This is a genomic window from Nocardia callitridis, from assembly GCF_039543305.1.
Lineage (GTDB): Bacteria > Actinomycetota > Actinomycetes > Mycobacteriales > Mycobacteriaceae > Nocardia > Nocardia callitridis.
Window position 1 is genome coordinate 419,779 of record NZ_BAABJM010000001.1, and the last position, 16,527, is coordinate 436,305.

The following is a 16,527-nucleotide window of genomic DNA, read 5'->3' on the forward strand; positions in this document are numbered from 1 at the left end:
CATCGAACCAGGCACCGCCCGTTCCGCGGAATCGGCAGCGAGTTTGCTACCCCCGCCCGACGGACGACTCGGCTTGATCGGCATCGGTGATGTCACGCTGGAAAGCGGCGCCGTCGTCCCCGACGTTCATCTCGCGGTCCAACGCTGGGGCGAGTTGTCCCCCGCGCTGGACAATGTGGTGCTCGTAGAGCACGCGTTGACCGGTGACTCGCATGTCGTCGGCATCCCCGACGACATCCACTCGCTGCCCGGTTGGTGGGACGGCATGGTGGGACCGGGCGCACCGGTGGATACCGACGAGTGGTGCGTGATCTCCACCAACGTGTTCGGCGGCTGCCAGGGCAGCACCGGGCCCTCCACCCGCGCGCCCGACGGAAAGCCTTGGGGCGCAAGGTTTCCGGAGATCTCCATCCGCGACCAGGTGACCGCCGAGCGGATCCTGATGGACCGGATCGGCATCGACCGCCTCGCCGCGGCCGTCGGCGGCTCGATGGGCGGCATGCGGGTGCTCGAATGGATGGTCACCACGCCGGAGCGGGTCGCGACGGCGTTGATTCTCGCCACCGGCGCACGCGCTACCGCCGACCAGATCGGCACCCAGGTCACCCAGATCGAGGCCATCACCTCCGACCCCGACTGGCAGGGCGGCGACTACCACGACACCGGCCGCGCACCGACTCGTGGACTCGGCATCGCCCGCCGCATCGCACACCTGACCTACCGCACCGAATTCGAACTCGACCATCGGTTCGCCAACAGCGCACAGGACGACGAGGACCCCCGCGCGGGTGGGCGCTACGCGGTGCAGAGCTACCTGGACCATCAGGCTGAAAAGCTGTGTCGCCGTTTCGATCCCGCCACCTATGTGCTGCTGACCGAGGCGATGAACCGCCACGACGTCGGCCGAGGACGCGGCGGCATCACCGCGGCTCTCGCCGCGACCCCGGTCCCGTGCGTGGTCGGCGGCATCGACTCCGACCGCCTGTACCCGCTGCGCACCCAACAGGAACTGGCCGACCTACTCCCCGGCTGTACCGGCCTGGAAGTGGTGCACTCCCGCTACGGCCACGACGGCTTCCTCACCGAAGCCGACGCGATCGCCAAGCTGCTGACCGACACCATGCGATTGGCACGCAAGGCGGATTAGGTCCCCGTTCAGGTCATCAGGACATGGCCCTGGCCACAATCACCTTGTTGGCGCACCGACACGTCCTGATGATCACGGTCCACCGGGGACCTAGGTCGCCCGTGCCGCGGTGCTCGATAGTCCCCCGTTCGGTCGCGTGGCTCAGCCTGCGATCAGCGGGCCCCACTGCGTCTGATCACCGCCCGATCCGGTGTAGCTCCAGTCAGGCTTGTCTCCAGCGCGTTGTGGGCCGGTCCGACGGCGACGCAGTTGGCTTCAATCCTCGCCGTCACCGAGCCATGCGTCGGCCGAGCGGCGCGCAGGACACCACACGGCAACCTGCGAAATTCGGGGCGCGACCGAAGAACTCAGCTGACGCCGAGTGAGTTGATGGTGGCGGCGATGAAGACTATGGCCGCGCCGAGGGCAGTGAGGGCGCCGACGTCGAATGGTTTGCTGCGCACCGCGAGTAGGCCGACCTGCGCGGTGGGCAGGCACAGGCGGAAGGCGGCGGCCAGCAAGGTCGCCCCGCCGAAGAACAGCGCACCGCGCCGCCACCGCTCGGAGGCGATGAACACCACCGCCACCACGATCACCAGCGCCACCGCCACCATCGGCAGATGACAGCGCAAGAACTGCGCCACCGGTCCGTGCTCGGCGGCCCGCTTCTCGGCGGTGGGGGGTTCGGCGTCGATCACGACACTGATTCTCGCAGACGCAGCCGTGCTGTTCACGATCCCTTCGGCAAATCTCCGTGCCGAAGGGCGAGCGGCTGATCACCGGGCGACGCGCTGCGACAGTCGAACAACGATCGAAAAGCGTGGTGGTGCGGGTTAGTTCACCGTGACGGCCGGTGTGGGATCAGGTTCCAGTGCCTCGTGCAGGTTTCCGATCACCGAGCGGCCGAGGGTGTAGTTGCCGATGCCGCCGACTACCGCGCCTACTCCGGCGGGGATCACCTTGCCGAACATGAGGGCGCCGCGTTTGACGAGGAACTGGGTGAGGAAGCGTTTGAAGGTGGAGTCGTCCATGCTGGAGAGCACGGGAATCTTGTTGGCGAGTGCGGTTTCCCAGTGTTTGGCCGAGCGTCCGGCCTGGCCGAGTGCCTGGGTGCCCGCGTCACCGAGGACGATCGAAGACACCAGGTGGCCGCGACGGGCCTCCAGTGCGCCTTTCTCGATCGTGGCGGCGCCGAGGGCGAGCACGGTGGACGCCTCGATGAACAGCAGGGCGTCGGCACCGGACGCGGCGAGCCCGACCAGCGTGCCGATGCCGGGCACGGCGGCGCTCAACCCGACCACGACACCGCTCGCGGTCACCGCCACCAGGTAGTGCCGTTCGAGCCGTCCGCGAACCTGCGCGGTGGATTCCCCGCGATGGGCGTCGCGAACCCAACCCGCATAGTGCTCGACCAGCGGAGCCTGCACCTCGGCGACCCGGTCGAGCACCGACACGATCCGCTTGTCCATGAATTCACGCAGCATCGAAACACGGCTCCTCTCGATTCCCGCCGCATCCACGGCGAGATGTGGTTCTACCCAGCGATTGACACCGAGGAAGGACAGTAATCACGCGCTCGAGCCTGTGGTACCCACCACCCGCCCCCGCGAATCCGCCTACGTCGCGCCGCGCTGTGCCGCAGAACACCTGATCGACCGGTCATCGAAGATGGCGAGAGGCCACGCTTTGCCCGCCAACGGCACGATCGTGCGCCCGACACCGCAGTAGCCGCGAAACAACAGGGAATCGCACGATGCGTCGGATCGCAAGCGCGGGAGGTCGTTCGACCACTGTGCTCGCCTACTGACCGCCCTCGATCGTGGCGACTGGCGCACACGCTTTCACTCCGCGAGCAGATCGTCCTCGGAGGCGCCCATGCGCCAGTATCCGCGAAAAGTTATGTCGGACTTGGCGATACCACGATCGCGGACCAGGTGGCGACGCATATCGCGGACCGTCTTCGATTCACCGGCGATCCACGCGTAAGGACGGCCTTCGGGCAGGTCGGCCGCACGCACCGCCTCGAGGACGCGACCGCGCGCGGTGGCGCCGTGTACCAGCCAGGTGATGTCGGCGTGCGCCTCGGTCCGCAGGTCGCACACATCACGGTCGGCGGGCACCTCCAGCCAGCACAACACCCTGGTATCGGCGGGCAGCGAGGCCAGGATGCTCGCCGCGGCGGGTAGTGCGGTTTCATCGGCGACGATCAGCACGTAGTCGGTGTGCTCCGGCGGGCGGAAAGCGACGCTACGGTTGTTCGCCTCGACCGGCCCGAGAATCGTGACGCGGTCGCCGGGCCGCGCGGTCGCCGCCCACTTGGTCGCGGGCCCGGTGTCGCCGTGCAGGACGAAGTCGATATCCAATTCGTCCACCCCGGCACCATTGCTCGCGCAGCGGTGCGCACGGGCGGTGTAGGCGCGCATCACCGCGCGCTGTTCGGGCGCGGTGGCACGCCACGCGGTGAACCACTCCTCGCCTTCGGCGACCGGCACCACCGGCTTGTCCTGGTCGGGGCCCGGCAGGAACAGTGACAAGCTCTGATCGCGACCGCCGCCGTTGAACCCGGACAGCTCGGGACCACCGAAGACGATGCGCACCATCGACGGGCTCAGCGCCTCGGTGCGCAGGACCGGCACGTTCTCGAAGAAGTGGAACGGCTTGGTACTGAGCGCGCTCATCGAGGGATTCCTTCCGTCGCGCGTGCCGTGGGGCCGCGCGGACTCGGTACGGTCGTGCGCCACCGGCGTGTGTTATCGGACGACGACCATTAGAACCGCTGAGCGATAATTAGGCAAGCCTTACCAACTATGAGGTCGCTGGCGCTGGGGGATCCGGCGCGATGGACGGTGCGCCCGCACGAGACCCGACGCAACAGGCCGCGCCCACACCCGACCCGACGCAACGGCCAGTGGCCCGCACGCCGCGACGGGCGTGCGGGCTGTGGGTCAGGACCACTCGATCATGAAGCTCGCAGATTCGGGTTCGGGCACTCTCGTCTCAGTCAGGCGACGACCGAACGCTGTGGCACGCCGACGTATTCGCTCAGTGGCCGAATCAGGGCGTTCGATTCCGCCTGTTCGATAATGTGTGCGGCCCACCCGGTGATGCGGCTCATCACGAAGATCGGGGTGAAGACCTCGATGTCGAAACCGAGCAGGTAGTAGGCGGGGCCGGTGGGGAAATCGAGGTTGGGCAGGATTCCGGTCTCGGCGCGCATAGTGCGTGCCAACTCCTCGTACATCCGCACCCACTTGCCGCCGTCAGTGGCCGCCGCGACGTCCAGGAACGCCCGGTGCATCGTCGGCACCCGCGAGTCACCGTTCTTGTAGACGCGGTGACCGAAACCCATCACCTTCTGTTTGTCGGCGAGCTTGGCGCGCAACCACTGTTCGGCGAACACGGGATCGCCGATCGCCAACATGTCGTGCATGACGGCCTCGTTCGCGCCGCCGTGCAACGAGCCCTTCAGCGCACCGATCGCCGCGGTGACCGCGCTGTAGATATCCGACTGCGTCGAGGTGACGACGCGGGCGGCGAACGTCGAGGCGTTGAAACTGTGTTCGGCGTACAGGATCAGCGATACCTCGAACGCCTTCACCAGTTCCTTGGCCGGCACCTTGCCGAAGCACATGTTCAGGAAGTTCTCCGCGAACCCGAGATGGGAATGCGGGGCGATCGGATCCAGATCGTGTCGACGTCGATGATCGGCGGCGACAATCGTCGGCAGCACCGCGAGCATGCGTAAAGCCTTGGCGCGGTTGGCGGTTGCGCTCGCATCCGCTTCGGCGGGGTCTTCCGCACCGAGATAGCTGATCACCGTGCGCACCACATCCATCGGATGACAGCTCTCGGGCATCTTCGCCACCAGCGACAGCAACGAACGGTCCACTCTGCGCGCGGCCCGCTCCTGCTGACAGAAGCGCTCCAGCTGCGCGTCGTCGGGCAGTTCGCCGTGCCAGAGCAGGTAGGCGACCTGCTCGAAACCGCAGTGCGCGGCGAGGTCCTGCACGGCATATCCGCGGTAAGTCAGCGAATTGGTTTCCGGTACCACCTTGGAGACAGCGGTGGTGTCTACGACGACACCGGCGAGACCCTTGAAGATCGTCGGTATGGCGGTATCCGTCATCACTGGTTCCTTCCCAGACTGAAAGTGAAGATGTCGGAGTCGAATTCGTTGTAGCGTTCGTATTCGAGGAGTTCGTAGAGTCGGCTGCGGGGTTGCATGCGATCGAGCAGGCCGGATTGTGTGCCTTCGGCGAAGATCTCCCGTAGACCCGCTTCGGCCGCCCACATCGCCAATCGCAGCGTGGAGACCGGATAGATCACCGCGTTGTAACCCAGCGATTCGAGCGTTTTCGCGGTCAACAGCTCGGACTTGCCGAACTCGGTCATGTTGGCCAGCAGGGGAATCGAGAGCGCCGACCGAAACTTCGCGAAGTCCTTCTCCTCGTACAGCGCCTCGGTGAAGATCAGATCCGCACCCGCGTCGGCGTAGGCTTTCGCCCGCTCGATCGCCGCGTCGATACCCTCGATCCCCGCGGCGTCGGTGCGTGCGCAGATCACGAAATTCGAGTCGCGCCTGGCAGAGACGGCCGCGCGTAACCGCCGCACCATTTCCCCGGTCGGCACCACCGCCTTGCCGTCGAGATGCCCGCAGCGCTTCGGATTCACCTGATCCTCCAGGTGACAGCCCGCGAGACCGGCGTCCTCCAGCATCGTCACCGTGCGCGCCGCGCTCATCGGCTCCCCGAAACCGGTGTCGGCGTCGATGAGCACCGGCAGGTCGGTGACCCGCGCGACCTGCTGACCGCGCCCCGCGACCTCGGTCAACGTGGTCAATCCGATATCCGGCAATGCGAGTTCCGCCGAAACCACAGCGCCGGAAACATAGACTCCCTCGAAGCCGATTTCCTGAATCAGCTTGGCCACCAACGGATTGAAGGCACCGGGAAACCGTTGGATCTCGCGGGAGGTGAGTCCGGCACGGAAGGCGGCGCGCTTGTCGGTGGCCGAGGTCGCGGCGGCGAGCAATCCACTCATCAGAACAGTCCCTTCGACAGGCGCGGTGCGCGGGCGAGTACGTCCTCGGACACCGTGAACGTCAAACCCGACAACTCATCGGCGCTCAATTGCGCTGTGCGTTGGGCGGTTTCGAGGAAACGATCCTGCTCACGCTCCTCGATCACCCCCTCGGAAAGAGTGCGGAACTTCGCGATGTACTGCTCGCGCGCGAACGGGCGGGCACCGAGCGGGTGCGCGTCGGCGACGGCCAACTCGTCGACGATCAACTCGCCGTTCTGCAATGTGATCTCCGCCCGCGCACCGAACGCCTTCTCGGCGGGGTCGCGGGAGTGGTAACGCCTGGTCCACTCCGGGTCCTCGGCGGTGGAGATCTTGCGCCACAGTTCGACGGTGTCGGGTCGCTTGGCACGCTCGGGCGCGTAAGACCGCTCGTGGTGCCAGGTTCCGTCCTGCAACGCGACCGCGAAGATATACATCACCGAGTGGTCGAGGGTCTCGCGGGAGGCGTCGGGGTCGAACTTCTGCGGATCACCGGAGCCGGTGCCGATGACGAAGTGCGTGTGATGACTGGTGTACAAGACGATCGAGGCGATCTGGTCGAGGTCACCGACCCGCTCGCGCATGCGGCGCGCGAGGTCGATCGGGGCCTGGCTCTGATACTCGGCCGAGTGCTCCTTGGTGTAGGAGTCCAGGATCGCCCGCTTGGGTTCACCGGGGCTCGGCAGCGGCACCGAGTACTCGGCGTTCGGACCGCCGAGCAGCCAGGCGATCACCCCGTCCTCACCCTCCCAGATCGGCGCGGGCGCACCCTCACCGCGCAGTGCTCGATCGACCGCCTCGACGGCCATCTTCCCGGCGAACGCGGGCGCGTAGGCCTTCCAACTGGAGATTTCTCCCTTGCGCGATTGCCTGGTGGCGGTGGTGGTGTGCAGCGCTTGGCCGATGGCCTGATAAACGGTTTCGGTGTCGAGCCCGAGCAGCGTGCCGATGCCCGCCGCCGCGGCGGGGCCGAGGTGGGCGACGTGGTCGATCTTGTGCTCGTGCAGGCACATCGCGCGCACCAGGTCGATCTGGATCTCGTAGCCGGTGGCGAGACCGCGAATCAGCTCACGACCGGTGCGCCCCGCATGCTGGGCGACGGCGAGAATCGGCGGAATATTGTCGCCGGGATGGGAGTACTCGGCGGCCAGAAAGGTGTCGTGGAAATCCAATTCGCGCACGGCGACACCGTTGGCCAACGCCGCCCACTCCGGCGAGTAGCGGTTACCCACACCGAACACCGTCGACCCCGGTGTGAACGGATGTGTCTGTGCCTGCGCGCGGGCATTGGCCACCGGACGACGTACCAGTGCCGCCGCGGCCACCGCCGCGTTGTCGATGATCCGATTGATCATCATCTCCTCGGTTTCCCGCGCCACCTCCACCTCGTCGGTGGCGACCTCGGCAATGCGCCACGCCAGATGTTCGGCCCGCGGAAATCGCTCGGCGGAACGGTGTGTGCGAACGAGATGGTGCTTCACCTGGAAATCCTCCATGCCTCGGCTGCGTCGATAATTCGCACGCTACACACTGCGTTATTCCGGGGAAATAGCACACAAATGCCTATTTCTGCGGAAGAGGATCGGTGAATTTGTGGAAGTTGTGAAAGTCGATCGGTGCTAGATTTCACCTATGCAGAAGATGTATGCGGGTGGGCGTCTGCGCGCGTTGCGCGAACAGCGCGGTCTGAGCCAAACCGGCTTGGCGGCGGCGTTGAATCTCTCGGTCAGCTACATCAACCAGCTGGAAAACGATCAACGCCCGCTCACCGTCACCGTGCTGCTGCGCCTGAACTCCACCTTCGATCTGGACATGCAGTTCTTCGCCGCCGACACCGACGCGCGCCTACTGGCCGACCTCCAGGAGGTCTTCGCCGAAGACCCGGAAGGCACCACGATCTCCACCACCGAGATCGATGAACTGGCCTCCCGCATTCCCGCCGCCGCGCGGGTACTGGTGGGCATGCATCGCAGGCTGCGCGGTGCCACCGAACAGCTCGAACGCGTCACCGCCGATCTCGACGCACCCACCACCGGCCGACACACCACCGACGCGGCGACCACCATGCCTTACGAGGATGTCCGCGACTTCTTCTACGACCACCGCAACCACATCCCCGAACTCGATACCGCCGCCGAAGAGCTGTACGCGCGAAGCGGATTCACCCTCGGCGGGATGGATCTGCAACTGACCCGGCTGCTGCGCGAAGAACATGACATCGCGGTCGCGATCCGCACCGATCCGCCCGATCGACCCGGACCTAAACGCAGCTTCGACCCCGGCACCCGAATCCTCACCCTCGCTAGGCGACTCGCGCCGGGACAGCGCGCCTTCCAACTGGCGACCCAACTCGCATTCCGCACGCAGACCGACACCATCGACACGATCATCGCCCGCGCGGAATCGCTCGGGCCACAATCGCGTGGACTACTACGAGTTGGTCTGGCGAATTACTTCGCGGGAGCACTGATCTTGCCCTACACCGATTTTCGCGATCGCGCCGAATCCTTGCGCTACGACATCGACCAGTTGTCGAGCACATTCGAGGTCGGGTTCGAGACCGTGTGTCACCGGTTGTCCACGCTGCAACGCCACGGCAAGCGCGGAGTGCCGTTCCTCTTCGTACGCACCGACAGAGCGGGAAATATCTCGAAGCGGCAGTCCGCGACCGCTTTTCACTTCTCCAGGGTCGGCGGTAGTTGCCCACTGTGGGTGGTGCACGAAGCCTTCGCCACACCGGGACGCATCCGCACCCAGGTCGCCGAGATGCCGGACGGGCGCACCTACCTGTGGCTGGCGCGCACCACCGACGAAGGCACACCCGGCTATCTCTGCGCCAAGCGCGAATTCGCCATCGGCCTCGGCTGCGACCTCACCTACGCGCACAAACTCGTCTATTCACACGGGCTCGCGGTCGACGATCCCGCGACGGCGGTGCCGATCGGGCCGGGATGCAAGGTGTGTGAGCGGACCGACTGCGCGCAGCGCGCGTTCCCGCAACTCGGTCGCCCGATCCGGGTCGACGAAAACGACGCGCTCACCATCCCCTACCCACCTGCCCGCTAGCTCACGTCAAAGGCTTTGCGTCACAGCTAAACTCAATACACCCTTGGCATTGGTGTGCACGGTGGCGTCCACCAGGTAGACCTCGCGCAGCATCTGCTCGGTGATCGTCTCCCGCGGCGTACCGGAGGAATGCACCGACCCCTGATGCAGGACCACGATCTGGTCGGCGAAGCGTGCCGCCAACGCGAGATCGTGCACGGTGATCACCACCGCGGCGGGCTGGGTCCTGGCGATCTGCTGGATCAGGGTGAGGATCTGCAACTGATTGCGCAGGTCGAGATTGCTGGTCGGCTCATCGAGCAACAGCACGTCGGGCTCGCGAATTACCGCCTGCGCCAAGCTGATCAGCTGACGCTGACCACCGGAAAGATCCGAAATCGGCCGCGCGGCCAATTCGTCCATGCGCAACCGCGCGAGCACGCGGCCGACCTGATCGAGCACCTGCGCACTCGCTCGACCCCGCAACTGACCCTGGCGCGCGAGCAGCACGGCCTCGAACACCGTGATGGAACTGGCGGGAGGCGTCTCCTGCGGGGTGTAGAGGATGCGGTCGGTATCGGAGCGGTCACCCGCCAGCCAGCTCCGGAGCTTGCTCCCCGTGGCGGTCGCGCTCCGCTTGCCGTCGATCCGAATCGTTCCGTTCGGCGTGTGAATGCCCGCGATGCACTTGAGCAGCGTGGACTTGCCGGTCGCGTTGGGACCGACCAGCGCGGTCACCTCACCCGATTTCACTGTCGGCAAGGTGATTTCGCGCAGGACCTCGGTGCTTCCGTAACCGAAGCTCAAATCCTCGACGGTGAGACCTAGCTCCACAGTTGCCGCCTCTTGGTCAGGATCAACACCAGAAACAACGGGACACCCACGATCGAGGTGATGATTCCCACCGGCACGATCACACCGGGCACCAGCAGCTTGCTCGCCAGCGAGGCACCACACAACAGGATCGCCCCGCACAGCGCCGAGGCGGGCAGGAAGTGCCGCTGGTTCTCCCCCACCAACATGCGCGCGGCATGCGGACCCACCAATCCGACGAACCCGATCGTGCCCGCGATAGCCACGGCGGTCGCTGCTAGCAGCGACACCGCGATCAGCACCACCATTCTGGTGCGCTCCACCGAAACACCGAGCGCACGCGCCCTGTCGTCGCCGAGACGGAAGGTGGTCAATGTCCATGACGCGCGCCAGAAGATGGGCGTGATCAAGCCCAAAACCACCGCCAACAGGATCACCTGCGGCCAATCCGCGCGGCCCAGGCTGCCCAGCGTCCAGAACACCACCTGCTGCAACTGCGCGTCCGAGGCCACGTATTGCATCAGCGAAAGCAACGCCGAGAACAGGAACACCATCGCGATGCCGAGCAAGATCATGGTCTCGGTATTGGCACCACGCACCGCGCTGAACGCGAGGATCACCCCGCAGGCGATCGCCGCGAAAAGCCACGCGCTACCGGCCATTCCGAGCAGCGGGCCGATGAAAGGAATCGCCGAGGTGCCGACGACCACGCTCAGCGACGCACCGAATCCGGCCGCGGCCGAGATACCGAGGGTGTACGGCTCGGCGAGCGGATTGTTCAGAATCGTCTGCATCTGCACACCCGCCACCGCCAGCGCCGCGCCGACCAGCAGGCCGACCACCGACATCGGCATGCGGATGTTCCAAACGATCTGCAGTACCGTCTCCTGGGCGTTCCACGGCGTGAAGCACGCCTGCAACAGCTCCGTCAGCGTCAAACCACTGCCGCCGACGCCGACATCGGCCAGAAACAACACGACGGTGAGCACGAACAGGCCGAGCACGATCAGCCGTCGCCGCGCCACCATCGAGCGGTAGGCCCGCGTCGCGCCCTCGGCCTGCGCGGCCACCTCCTGCGACGAATCCGAAATCGTTGCCTCGTCCTCGTTTTCCGCCGTCGCGGCGGTCTCGGCGTCCGCCGTCACGGTAGGTCCGCCCAGAAGGTTCCGGTGGGCGCGATCGGCAGGAACTTCTCGTGCAAGGCGCGGAAATCGGCGTCGGGATCGTCGTCGGCGAACAAGTCGGGGTGCATCCACTTCGCGAACCACTGGATGGCGAGGAAGTTGTAGGGCGAATCGTAGAAGTGGTGCCAGGCCACGAAGGTTCGATGATCGCGAACGGCGCTCAGCCCCGAGAAACCCACCTGCCTGTCGACCACCGCGCGCAGTTGCTCTTGCGACTTCGCGTGGTCCTGGTCGTAACCCAGCGGAACGAAGCTGCCGGGGGCGGCCGGGGTGTCCGGCGACCACGCGGCGCCGGTAGCGATCACCACCTGCGGATTGCGCGACAGAATTGTCTCAGGGGAAAGACTGCCCTGCTGACCAGGAAGGAGATCGTCGGCAAGGTTCTTGCCACCCGCGTAGTCGACGATCGCGGCGAGATTCGATTTGGCGAACGAGGAACAGCATTCGAAATAGCCCGGCGCGCGCCACAGGAAGGTGGGAGTCGGCGGCTGCTTCGCCGCATCGAGGCGCTTGCGCACGCCGTCGACGGCCGAGCGATAGTAGGTGGTGAAGTTCGCCGCCTCGGTCTCGCGATCCATCAGCTTCCCGAGCAGTTCCACGCTGGCGACGGTGTTCTTGATCGGGTCGACGAAGTAGTCGAGCACAACTGTGGGAATACCGGCCTTGGCGAGCTTGTCGATGGTGCCCGCGTCCTGCGCCGCCTGGAACGACGACGCGCTGGCGATGAACACATCCGGGCGCAAACGGATCGCCTGCTCCACCGAGAAGGACCCGTCGTAGAGATCGCCGATGGTGGGGATGTCGGCGATCTGCGGGAACTTCTGCTTGTAGGTCTCGAGGGTGCCTGGGTCGTTGTCCTGTAAATCCTTCGGCCAACCGACGATCCGGTCCACGGGGTTGTCCTTGTTCAGCAACGCCGTCGTGTAGAGGTAGCGCGAACCGTCGACCAGGATGCGCGCCGAGGGAACATGCACGGTCACCTTCCGCCCGAGCACGTCGGTGATCTCGACTTCCGGCCCGTTCGTATGACCGTTGGAATCGGCCTCCTGCACGCCCGCGCATCCTGCCACCGCGGCGACCAAGGCCACGATCAGCAGCAGCACCGCATACCGAAAACGTCGAAGACCATGGACAATACGACGCCGCCTCGGCACTGTTGTCGACTGCGGAGAGCTGCTCATATCTACCTTCGTTCAGCATCCGACGGCCGCCCCGCCCGCCAACCCTCGATGTCCGGGCCGTCTAGCAGAATAAGGCGATGCTTCCCTAACTGGCAACAGCGCCGCGACCCACCGACCGACGACGTCCGGTCACCCCGCGCATCCTTTACCTTGAGTTCACTTGATGTTTTACGGTGGCGATCATCCGCTCGAAACAGGAGGAAGCGATGCCCGAACACCGCCCGACCGACGTGATCGTCGCCTACGAATCGGAGTTCAACGCCAACGACGCCGCAGCCATGAACGCGCTGTTCACCCCCGACTGCACGTTCGTCAATTTCGGCGGCGTACTCGTCGACGGCCGCAGCGACCTACTCATCGCACAGAAACTGGTATTCGACGAAGGCGGTGTACTGCAAGACATCTCGGTCACCTACACCGTGGAACGCATCATCGAGCTCACCCCGAACCTCTGCCAGATCGTCGCACAGCAACGCACGAAAGGCAGGGAACAGGCCGAATCAGACCCGATGCACAGCCGACTCGTCCTCACCACCCAATTGATCGACAACACCTGGCGCATCCGCACCGGCCAGAACACGCCCGTCAGCGTCGACTGAGCGCCCCGGATGGTTGCCGACGTTCACACCGACAACCATCCGGACTCAGGCTAATCCGATTCGTGGCTCACGGACGCCGGGCGTCGCGCTATTGCCCCGGCCGACGGCCGCTGCACCACGTTACGAAGTTGGGCTTGCTGATCGACTGCATCCGAGGAACACACCGGAGCGATGACCGGTGCTTCGAACCGAAGATCAAGCTTGATGAGCCGAAATACAGTCAACCCCAGGCTGACTCCGCCCCGGTGATCCCGCAGCACTGTTCGAACGAGCACGGCGAGCCCGACGAACACCGCTGGCAACAAAAGCGAGATCGCTACGATCTGCAAAAAATTAAGCGCCACAACTACTCCCACTCACACAACATTCCCGAGTTTGCTGTCCAGGTTCGAGGTGGACAAGCTACGCGGACCGCAATCGAAGGCATTCCGCCCGGGAACGACAAGATTCTGCGCGCAGCAGAACACGCCCGGAATGCTGCTGCCGAAGCTCGATCGGCAGGAACTCGATATGCGGTCCCGAAAGACCTCATGGCCATAAGTTTCGAGTGAATGCGTTATGTGCGGCCCAGTAGATTTTCGACTCTGCGTATGTCAGATGTGTGTGGGGTTTTTTATGCGCTGCGTATCGTCGTCTGGTTTATGTATCGCATCGTACGTTTCGTATCCGCATCAGTGCGCGCTGGCGAACCAGCTGCAAGCCCAAGACTCTACCCGAGCCAGCTCCAGTTGTGAACAGACCCCCGGATCGGATGCGCCGCGCCCACAGCAGGTCTCGACCGCCTATGCGCAGTCCCATGGTTCTTGCCGGTCGCGCCTGGTACGTGTAGTGAAGGGGGCGTGCGAACACGATGGGTGCGGGTCGTAGTGGTGGTGGGGTTGGCGGTTGTCGCAGTCGCGGCCGCTGGGTGGCTGGTGCTTGTCGCGCCGGGATGGGTTGTCGGCGCCGATGCCGACCTGATGTCGCCCACCGAGCGTGCCTCCGCATTGAACAACGCCCGGGGCCAGTGTCTGACGTTCGTCACCACGATGGGCGGGTTGGTCGTCATCGCCTACGGCGTCAATCGTTACTACCTCGAAAAGGACAAGCAGCATCTCGAGCACGATAAGCAGCGGCTGGACAATGACAAGCACCTGACCGGGTTGTTCGACAGCGCCGCAGCTCGCCTCGCCTCCACCGACCCCACGGTACGAGCGGGTGCGGTGCGCACGCTCGCACGACTGATGGGCGACTCCCCACGCGATCACATGGCGGTGCGGGACACGGTGTGTGATGTATTACGGCACTACGCGCACACATCCACGAGCGCGGGTGGGATCGGTGCGTCCCCCGAGATCGTCGCGGCCGTCGACGCCCTGCGGCAGCGACCGCCACGCGTCGAACCGAGACCACTCGACCTGACCGAGGTCCAGTTGCCGCGCGCGGACCTGATCGGAGCGAACCTCGCCGATGCGATCTTGCCGTGCGCCGACCTCATCGGCGCGAAACTGTCCCGAGCCCAACTCATCCGAGCCGTGCTCACCGGCGCCGACCTGACCGAAGCCACACTCGAACACGCCGATGCCACCGGCGCCGTGTTGGCACGATCCAACATGCCGCGTGCCGACCTCACCGGAGCAATACTGCGAGAAGCCGACCTACGCCGATCGGTCTTGTACTGCGCCACACTGCGGTTCGCCGACTTGACCGACGCCGACCTGACCGACACCGATCTACGCGGCGCCGACCTCCGGGAAACGACCGGACTGACCGAAGCAGCGGTACGCGAGACAATTGTCGACGCCGACACTCGGCTCCCGTCCGGTATCGGACATCCTCGACTGCGCGCCGAGGAGTGAGCGCCCGACCGGGCATCGCCGTCGCGATTCACGACGGCTTCTACGGATGCGGCACCGGCGCCGGATACGCCAACCTCGGATTTCTGCGCACCCTGGTCGATCTGCTGCCCGAAGACGCCCGACTCGCTGTTCTACCGCTGCGCCTCGCCCCCGAAAGTCCTGAGTATCACCAGGATTGGCATGCGCACGTCCTCGACATACTGGATCGCCCCCACGTGTCGATCCACCCGGTGGACAACGGCACCGCGGGCATGGACCGTTGGGGCACCCTCGACAACTTCCGCACCGTCAGCGCGCACACCGGACTGCGGCTGCGTGAAGACCTTGCCGCGCACACCGATCCGCTGCTCATCTTCGCCTTCGACGTACCGTTCTTCGGTCTCCCCGCCGCACTGCCCACCGCGATGCGGACCCAACTCATACTCGTGCCACGTTCCAGCGCGCTCATCCACACACCGGATGACCACGAGCGCGTCGCCTGGGAGCGCACGAATCTGCACACCGGCCTCGGCGCCGGTACGCGAGTCGGCGTGATCTCTCCGTTCATGGGTCGACATCTGCATCAGGACTACGGAATACCACGTCACGCACTGCTCGATATTCCGGACGGACTCACCGTCGAGGACAAAGCGCGCATTGTCGGACCGCATTCGTCCGACATCCCCGACATCAGGCTGCCGGAAGAATTCATCCTGGCGATCGGGCGGGCCGAGCCCTATAAGGGATTCGACGACCTCATAGACGCCCTCGCGATACTGCGGAAGACGAGAAGCGACATTCCGCACCTCATCCTCGCCGCCACCACCGAGACCCCACACCCCACGGAATATCAACGACACCTCGCGCGGCGGATCGAAGAACTCGGCATCGTGGCCACCATGCTGTTCCGATTCAGTCCCTCGGTCACCGCACTACTTCGCACGCCTGGCGTGCGCGCCGTTGTAGTGCCTTCGCGCGCCGAACCGTTCGGGCGGATACCCATGGAGGCATTTCTCGCGGGCGCCGGGCCGGTGATCACCACGACCGCCCATGGTCTGGCCGAGCAAATCGAACCAGGATCGACCGGCTTCACCTGCGCGCCCGGCGCGCCCGAAACCCTCGCTGTCGCGCTGGCATCGGCACTGTGCTTGACCACCGAGCAGCGACGGGCCATGACGCGACGGGCGCGGCGACGGGCAGCGCGCACCTACGATCATGCAACCGTTATCCGCCGCGTGCTCGCCTCGGCGGCACCATGGCTGCGGCTAGGGGCCGCGTCGGATCGGCTACGGTGAACCGAAAGCTCCGATCGTCACCGCAGGGGGTCCTGTGCACGCAAGGCCACCGGTCAAGGTTCCGATCGGGCAACAGGCGCGGCATTGGACAACGATCCGACCGCAGCGCACTGTGCTCGTCGTCGCACATCACGTCACCTCGCTGGTCCGCCTGCTGGACATGCTGACGGTCTTCGATTCAGATCACCGGGTGCAAGTAGTATTCAGCTGCAATGGTTCCGATGCGTTCACGAACGGATTGGACGAATATCTGAATTCGCTCGGAACTGTGGTCATTCCGTGGAGCCAAGCGATCGACACGGAATTCGATCTAGTGCTCGCCGCCAATCACGGTGGGCTGGCCGAAATAACCGGACCACTTGTCATTCTTCCGCACGGCGCGGGCTATACTAAGAATTCTCCCGGA

16 protein-coding genes are annotated in these 16,527 nt (G+C 65.1%); 7 read left to right on the forward strand and 9 right to left on the reverse strand.

Features of this window, described 5'->3' with window-relative positions; all coding sequences use genetic code 11:
- The first annotated feature begins 1 nt into the window (after position 1).
- Positions 2-1,147, forward strand: a complete 1,146-nt coding sequence (gene metX, locus ABEA50_RS01950; protein WP_345494609.1) for a homoserine O-acetyltransferase MetX — start codon at positions 2-4, stop codon at positions 1,145-1,147.
- Positions 1,148-1,494: 347 nt separating this feature from the next.
- Here metX and ABEA50_RS01955 read toward each other — a convergent pair whose 3' ends face one another.
- The 6 genes from ABEA50_RS01955 to prpD all read right to left on the reverse strand — a co-directional run bounded on the left by ABEA50_RS01955 (position 1,495) and on the right by prpD (position 7,668).
- Positions 1,495-1,740 (reverse strand): DUF3017 domain-containing protein, encoded by a 246-nt coding sequence (locus tag ABEA50_RS01955; RefSeq protein WP_345494611.1) that lies wholly within the window; start codon positions 1,738-1,740, stop codon positions 1,495-1,497.
- Between the two features lie 219 nt (positions 1,741-1,959).
- Positions 1,960-2,610, reverse strand: a complete 651-nt coding sequence (locus ABEA50_RS01960; protein ID WP_345493241.1) for a hypothetical protein — start codon at positions 2,608-2,610, stop codon at positions 1,960-1,962.
- A 357-nt stretch (positions 2,611-2,967) separates the two neighbouring features.
- A complete protein-coding gene (locus ABEA50_RS01965) occupies positions 2,968-3,804 on the reverse strand; it encodes a siderophore-interacting protein (protein WP_345493242.1) in 837 nt (278 codons plus the stop codon).
- A 323-nt stretch (positions 3,805-4,127) separates the two neighbouring features.
- Complete coding sequence (locus ABEA50_RS01970) at positions 4,128-5,252, reverse strand: bifunctional 2-methylcitrate synthase/citrate synthase (RefSeq protein WP_345493243.1); 1,125 nt, start codon at positions 5,250-5,252, stop codon at positions 4,128-4,130.
- Positions 5,252-6,166, reverse strand: coding sequence for a methylisocitrate lyase (prpB, locus tag ABEA50_RS01975; RefSeq protein WP_345493244.1), 915 nt, complete (start codon positions 6,164-6,166; stop codon positions 5,252-5,254). The genes ABEA50_RS01970 and prpB overlap by 1 nt, the downstream gene beginning before the upstream one ends.
- Entirely contained in the window at positions 6,166-7,668 is a 1,503-nt protein-coding gene (gene prpD, locus ABEA50_RS01980; RefSeq protein WP_345493245.1) for a 2-methylcitrate dehydratase PrpD, read from the reverse strand. The genes prpB and prpD overlap by 1 nt, the downstream gene beginning before the upstream one ends.
- Positions 7,669-7,819: 151 nt before the next feature.
- Between prpD and ABEA50_RS01985 the strand changes: the two genes are divergently transcribed.
- On the forward strand, positions 7,820-9,253 hold the full coding sequence (locus ABEA50_RS01985; RefSeq protein ID WP_345493246.1) for a short-chain fatty acyl-CoA regulator family protein: 1,434 nt from the start codon (positions 7,820-7,822) through the stop codon (positions 9,251-9,253).
- A 6-nt stretch (positions 9,254-9,259) separates the two neighbouring features.
- Here the strand turns inward: ABEA50_RS01985 and ABEA50_RS01990 are convergent, their stop codons facing one another.
- From ABEA50_RS01990 to ABEA50_RS02000, 3 genes are read right to left on the reverse strand one after another with little or no spacing between them, the layout of a single operon-like run.
- Positions 9,260-10,066 (reverse strand): ABC transporter ATP-binding protein, encoded by an 807-nt coding sequence (locus ABEA50_RS01990; protein ID WP_345493247.1) that lies wholly within the window; start codon positions 10,064-10,066, stop codon positions 9,260-9,262.
- Complete coding sequence (locus ABEA50_RS01995) at positions 10,057-11,190, reverse strand: FecCD family ABC transporter permease (protein ID WP_345493248.1); 1,134 nt, start codon at positions 11,188-11,190, stop codon at positions 10,057-10,059. Before ABEA50_RS01995 ends, ABEA50_RS01990 begins: the two co-directional genes overlap by 10 nt.
- On the reverse strand, positions 11,187-12,410 hold the full coding sequence (locus tag ABEA50_RS02000; RefSeq protein WP_345493249.1) for an ABC transporter substrate-binding protein: 1,224 nt from the start codon (positions 12,408-12,410) through the stop codon (positions 11,187-11,189). The genes ABEA50_RS01995 and ABEA50_RS02000 overlap by 4 nt, the downstream gene beginning before the upstream one ends.
- Positions 12,411-12,616: 206 nt before the next feature.
- Between ABEA50_RS02000 and ABEA50_RS02005 the strand changes: the two genes are divergently transcribed.
- The 5 genes from ABEA50_RS02005 to ABEA50_RS02025 form a co-directional block, all read left to right on the forward strand.
- On the forward strand, positions 12,617-13,009 hold the full coding sequence (locus ABEA50_RS02005; RefSeq protein WP_345493250.1) for an SgcJ/EcaC family oxidoreductase: 393 nt from the start codon (positions 12,617-12,619) through the stop codon (positions 13,007-13,009).
- Positions 13,010-13,137: 128 nt separating this feature from the next.
- Positions 13,138-13,560: a hypothetical protein gene (locus tag ABEA50_RS02010; protein ID WP_345493251.1), complete on the forward strand. Its 423-nt coding sequence runs from the start codon at positions 13,138-13,140 to the stop codon at positions 13,558-13,560.
- A 327-nt stretch (positions 13,561-13,887) separates the two neighbouring features.
- Positions 13,888-14,847: a pentapeptide repeat-containing protein gene (locus ABEA50_RS02015; RefSeq protein WP_345493253.1), complete on the forward strand. Its 960-nt coding sequence runs from the start codon at positions 13,888-13,890 to the stop codon at positions 14,845-14,847.
- Entirely contained in the window at positions 14,844-16,121 is a 1,278-nt protein-coding gene (locus ABEA50_RS02020) for a glycosyltransferase family 4 protein (protein WP_345493254.1), read from the forward strand. The genes ABEA50_RS02015 and ABEA50_RS02020 overlap by 4 nt, the downstream gene beginning before the upstream one ends.
- Before the next feature lie 112 nt (positions 16,122-16,233).
- A partial coding sequence (locus tag ABEA50_RS02025) for a hypothetical protein (protein WP_425577502.1) occupies positions 16,234-16,527 on the forward strand: 294 nt, incomplete at its 3' end.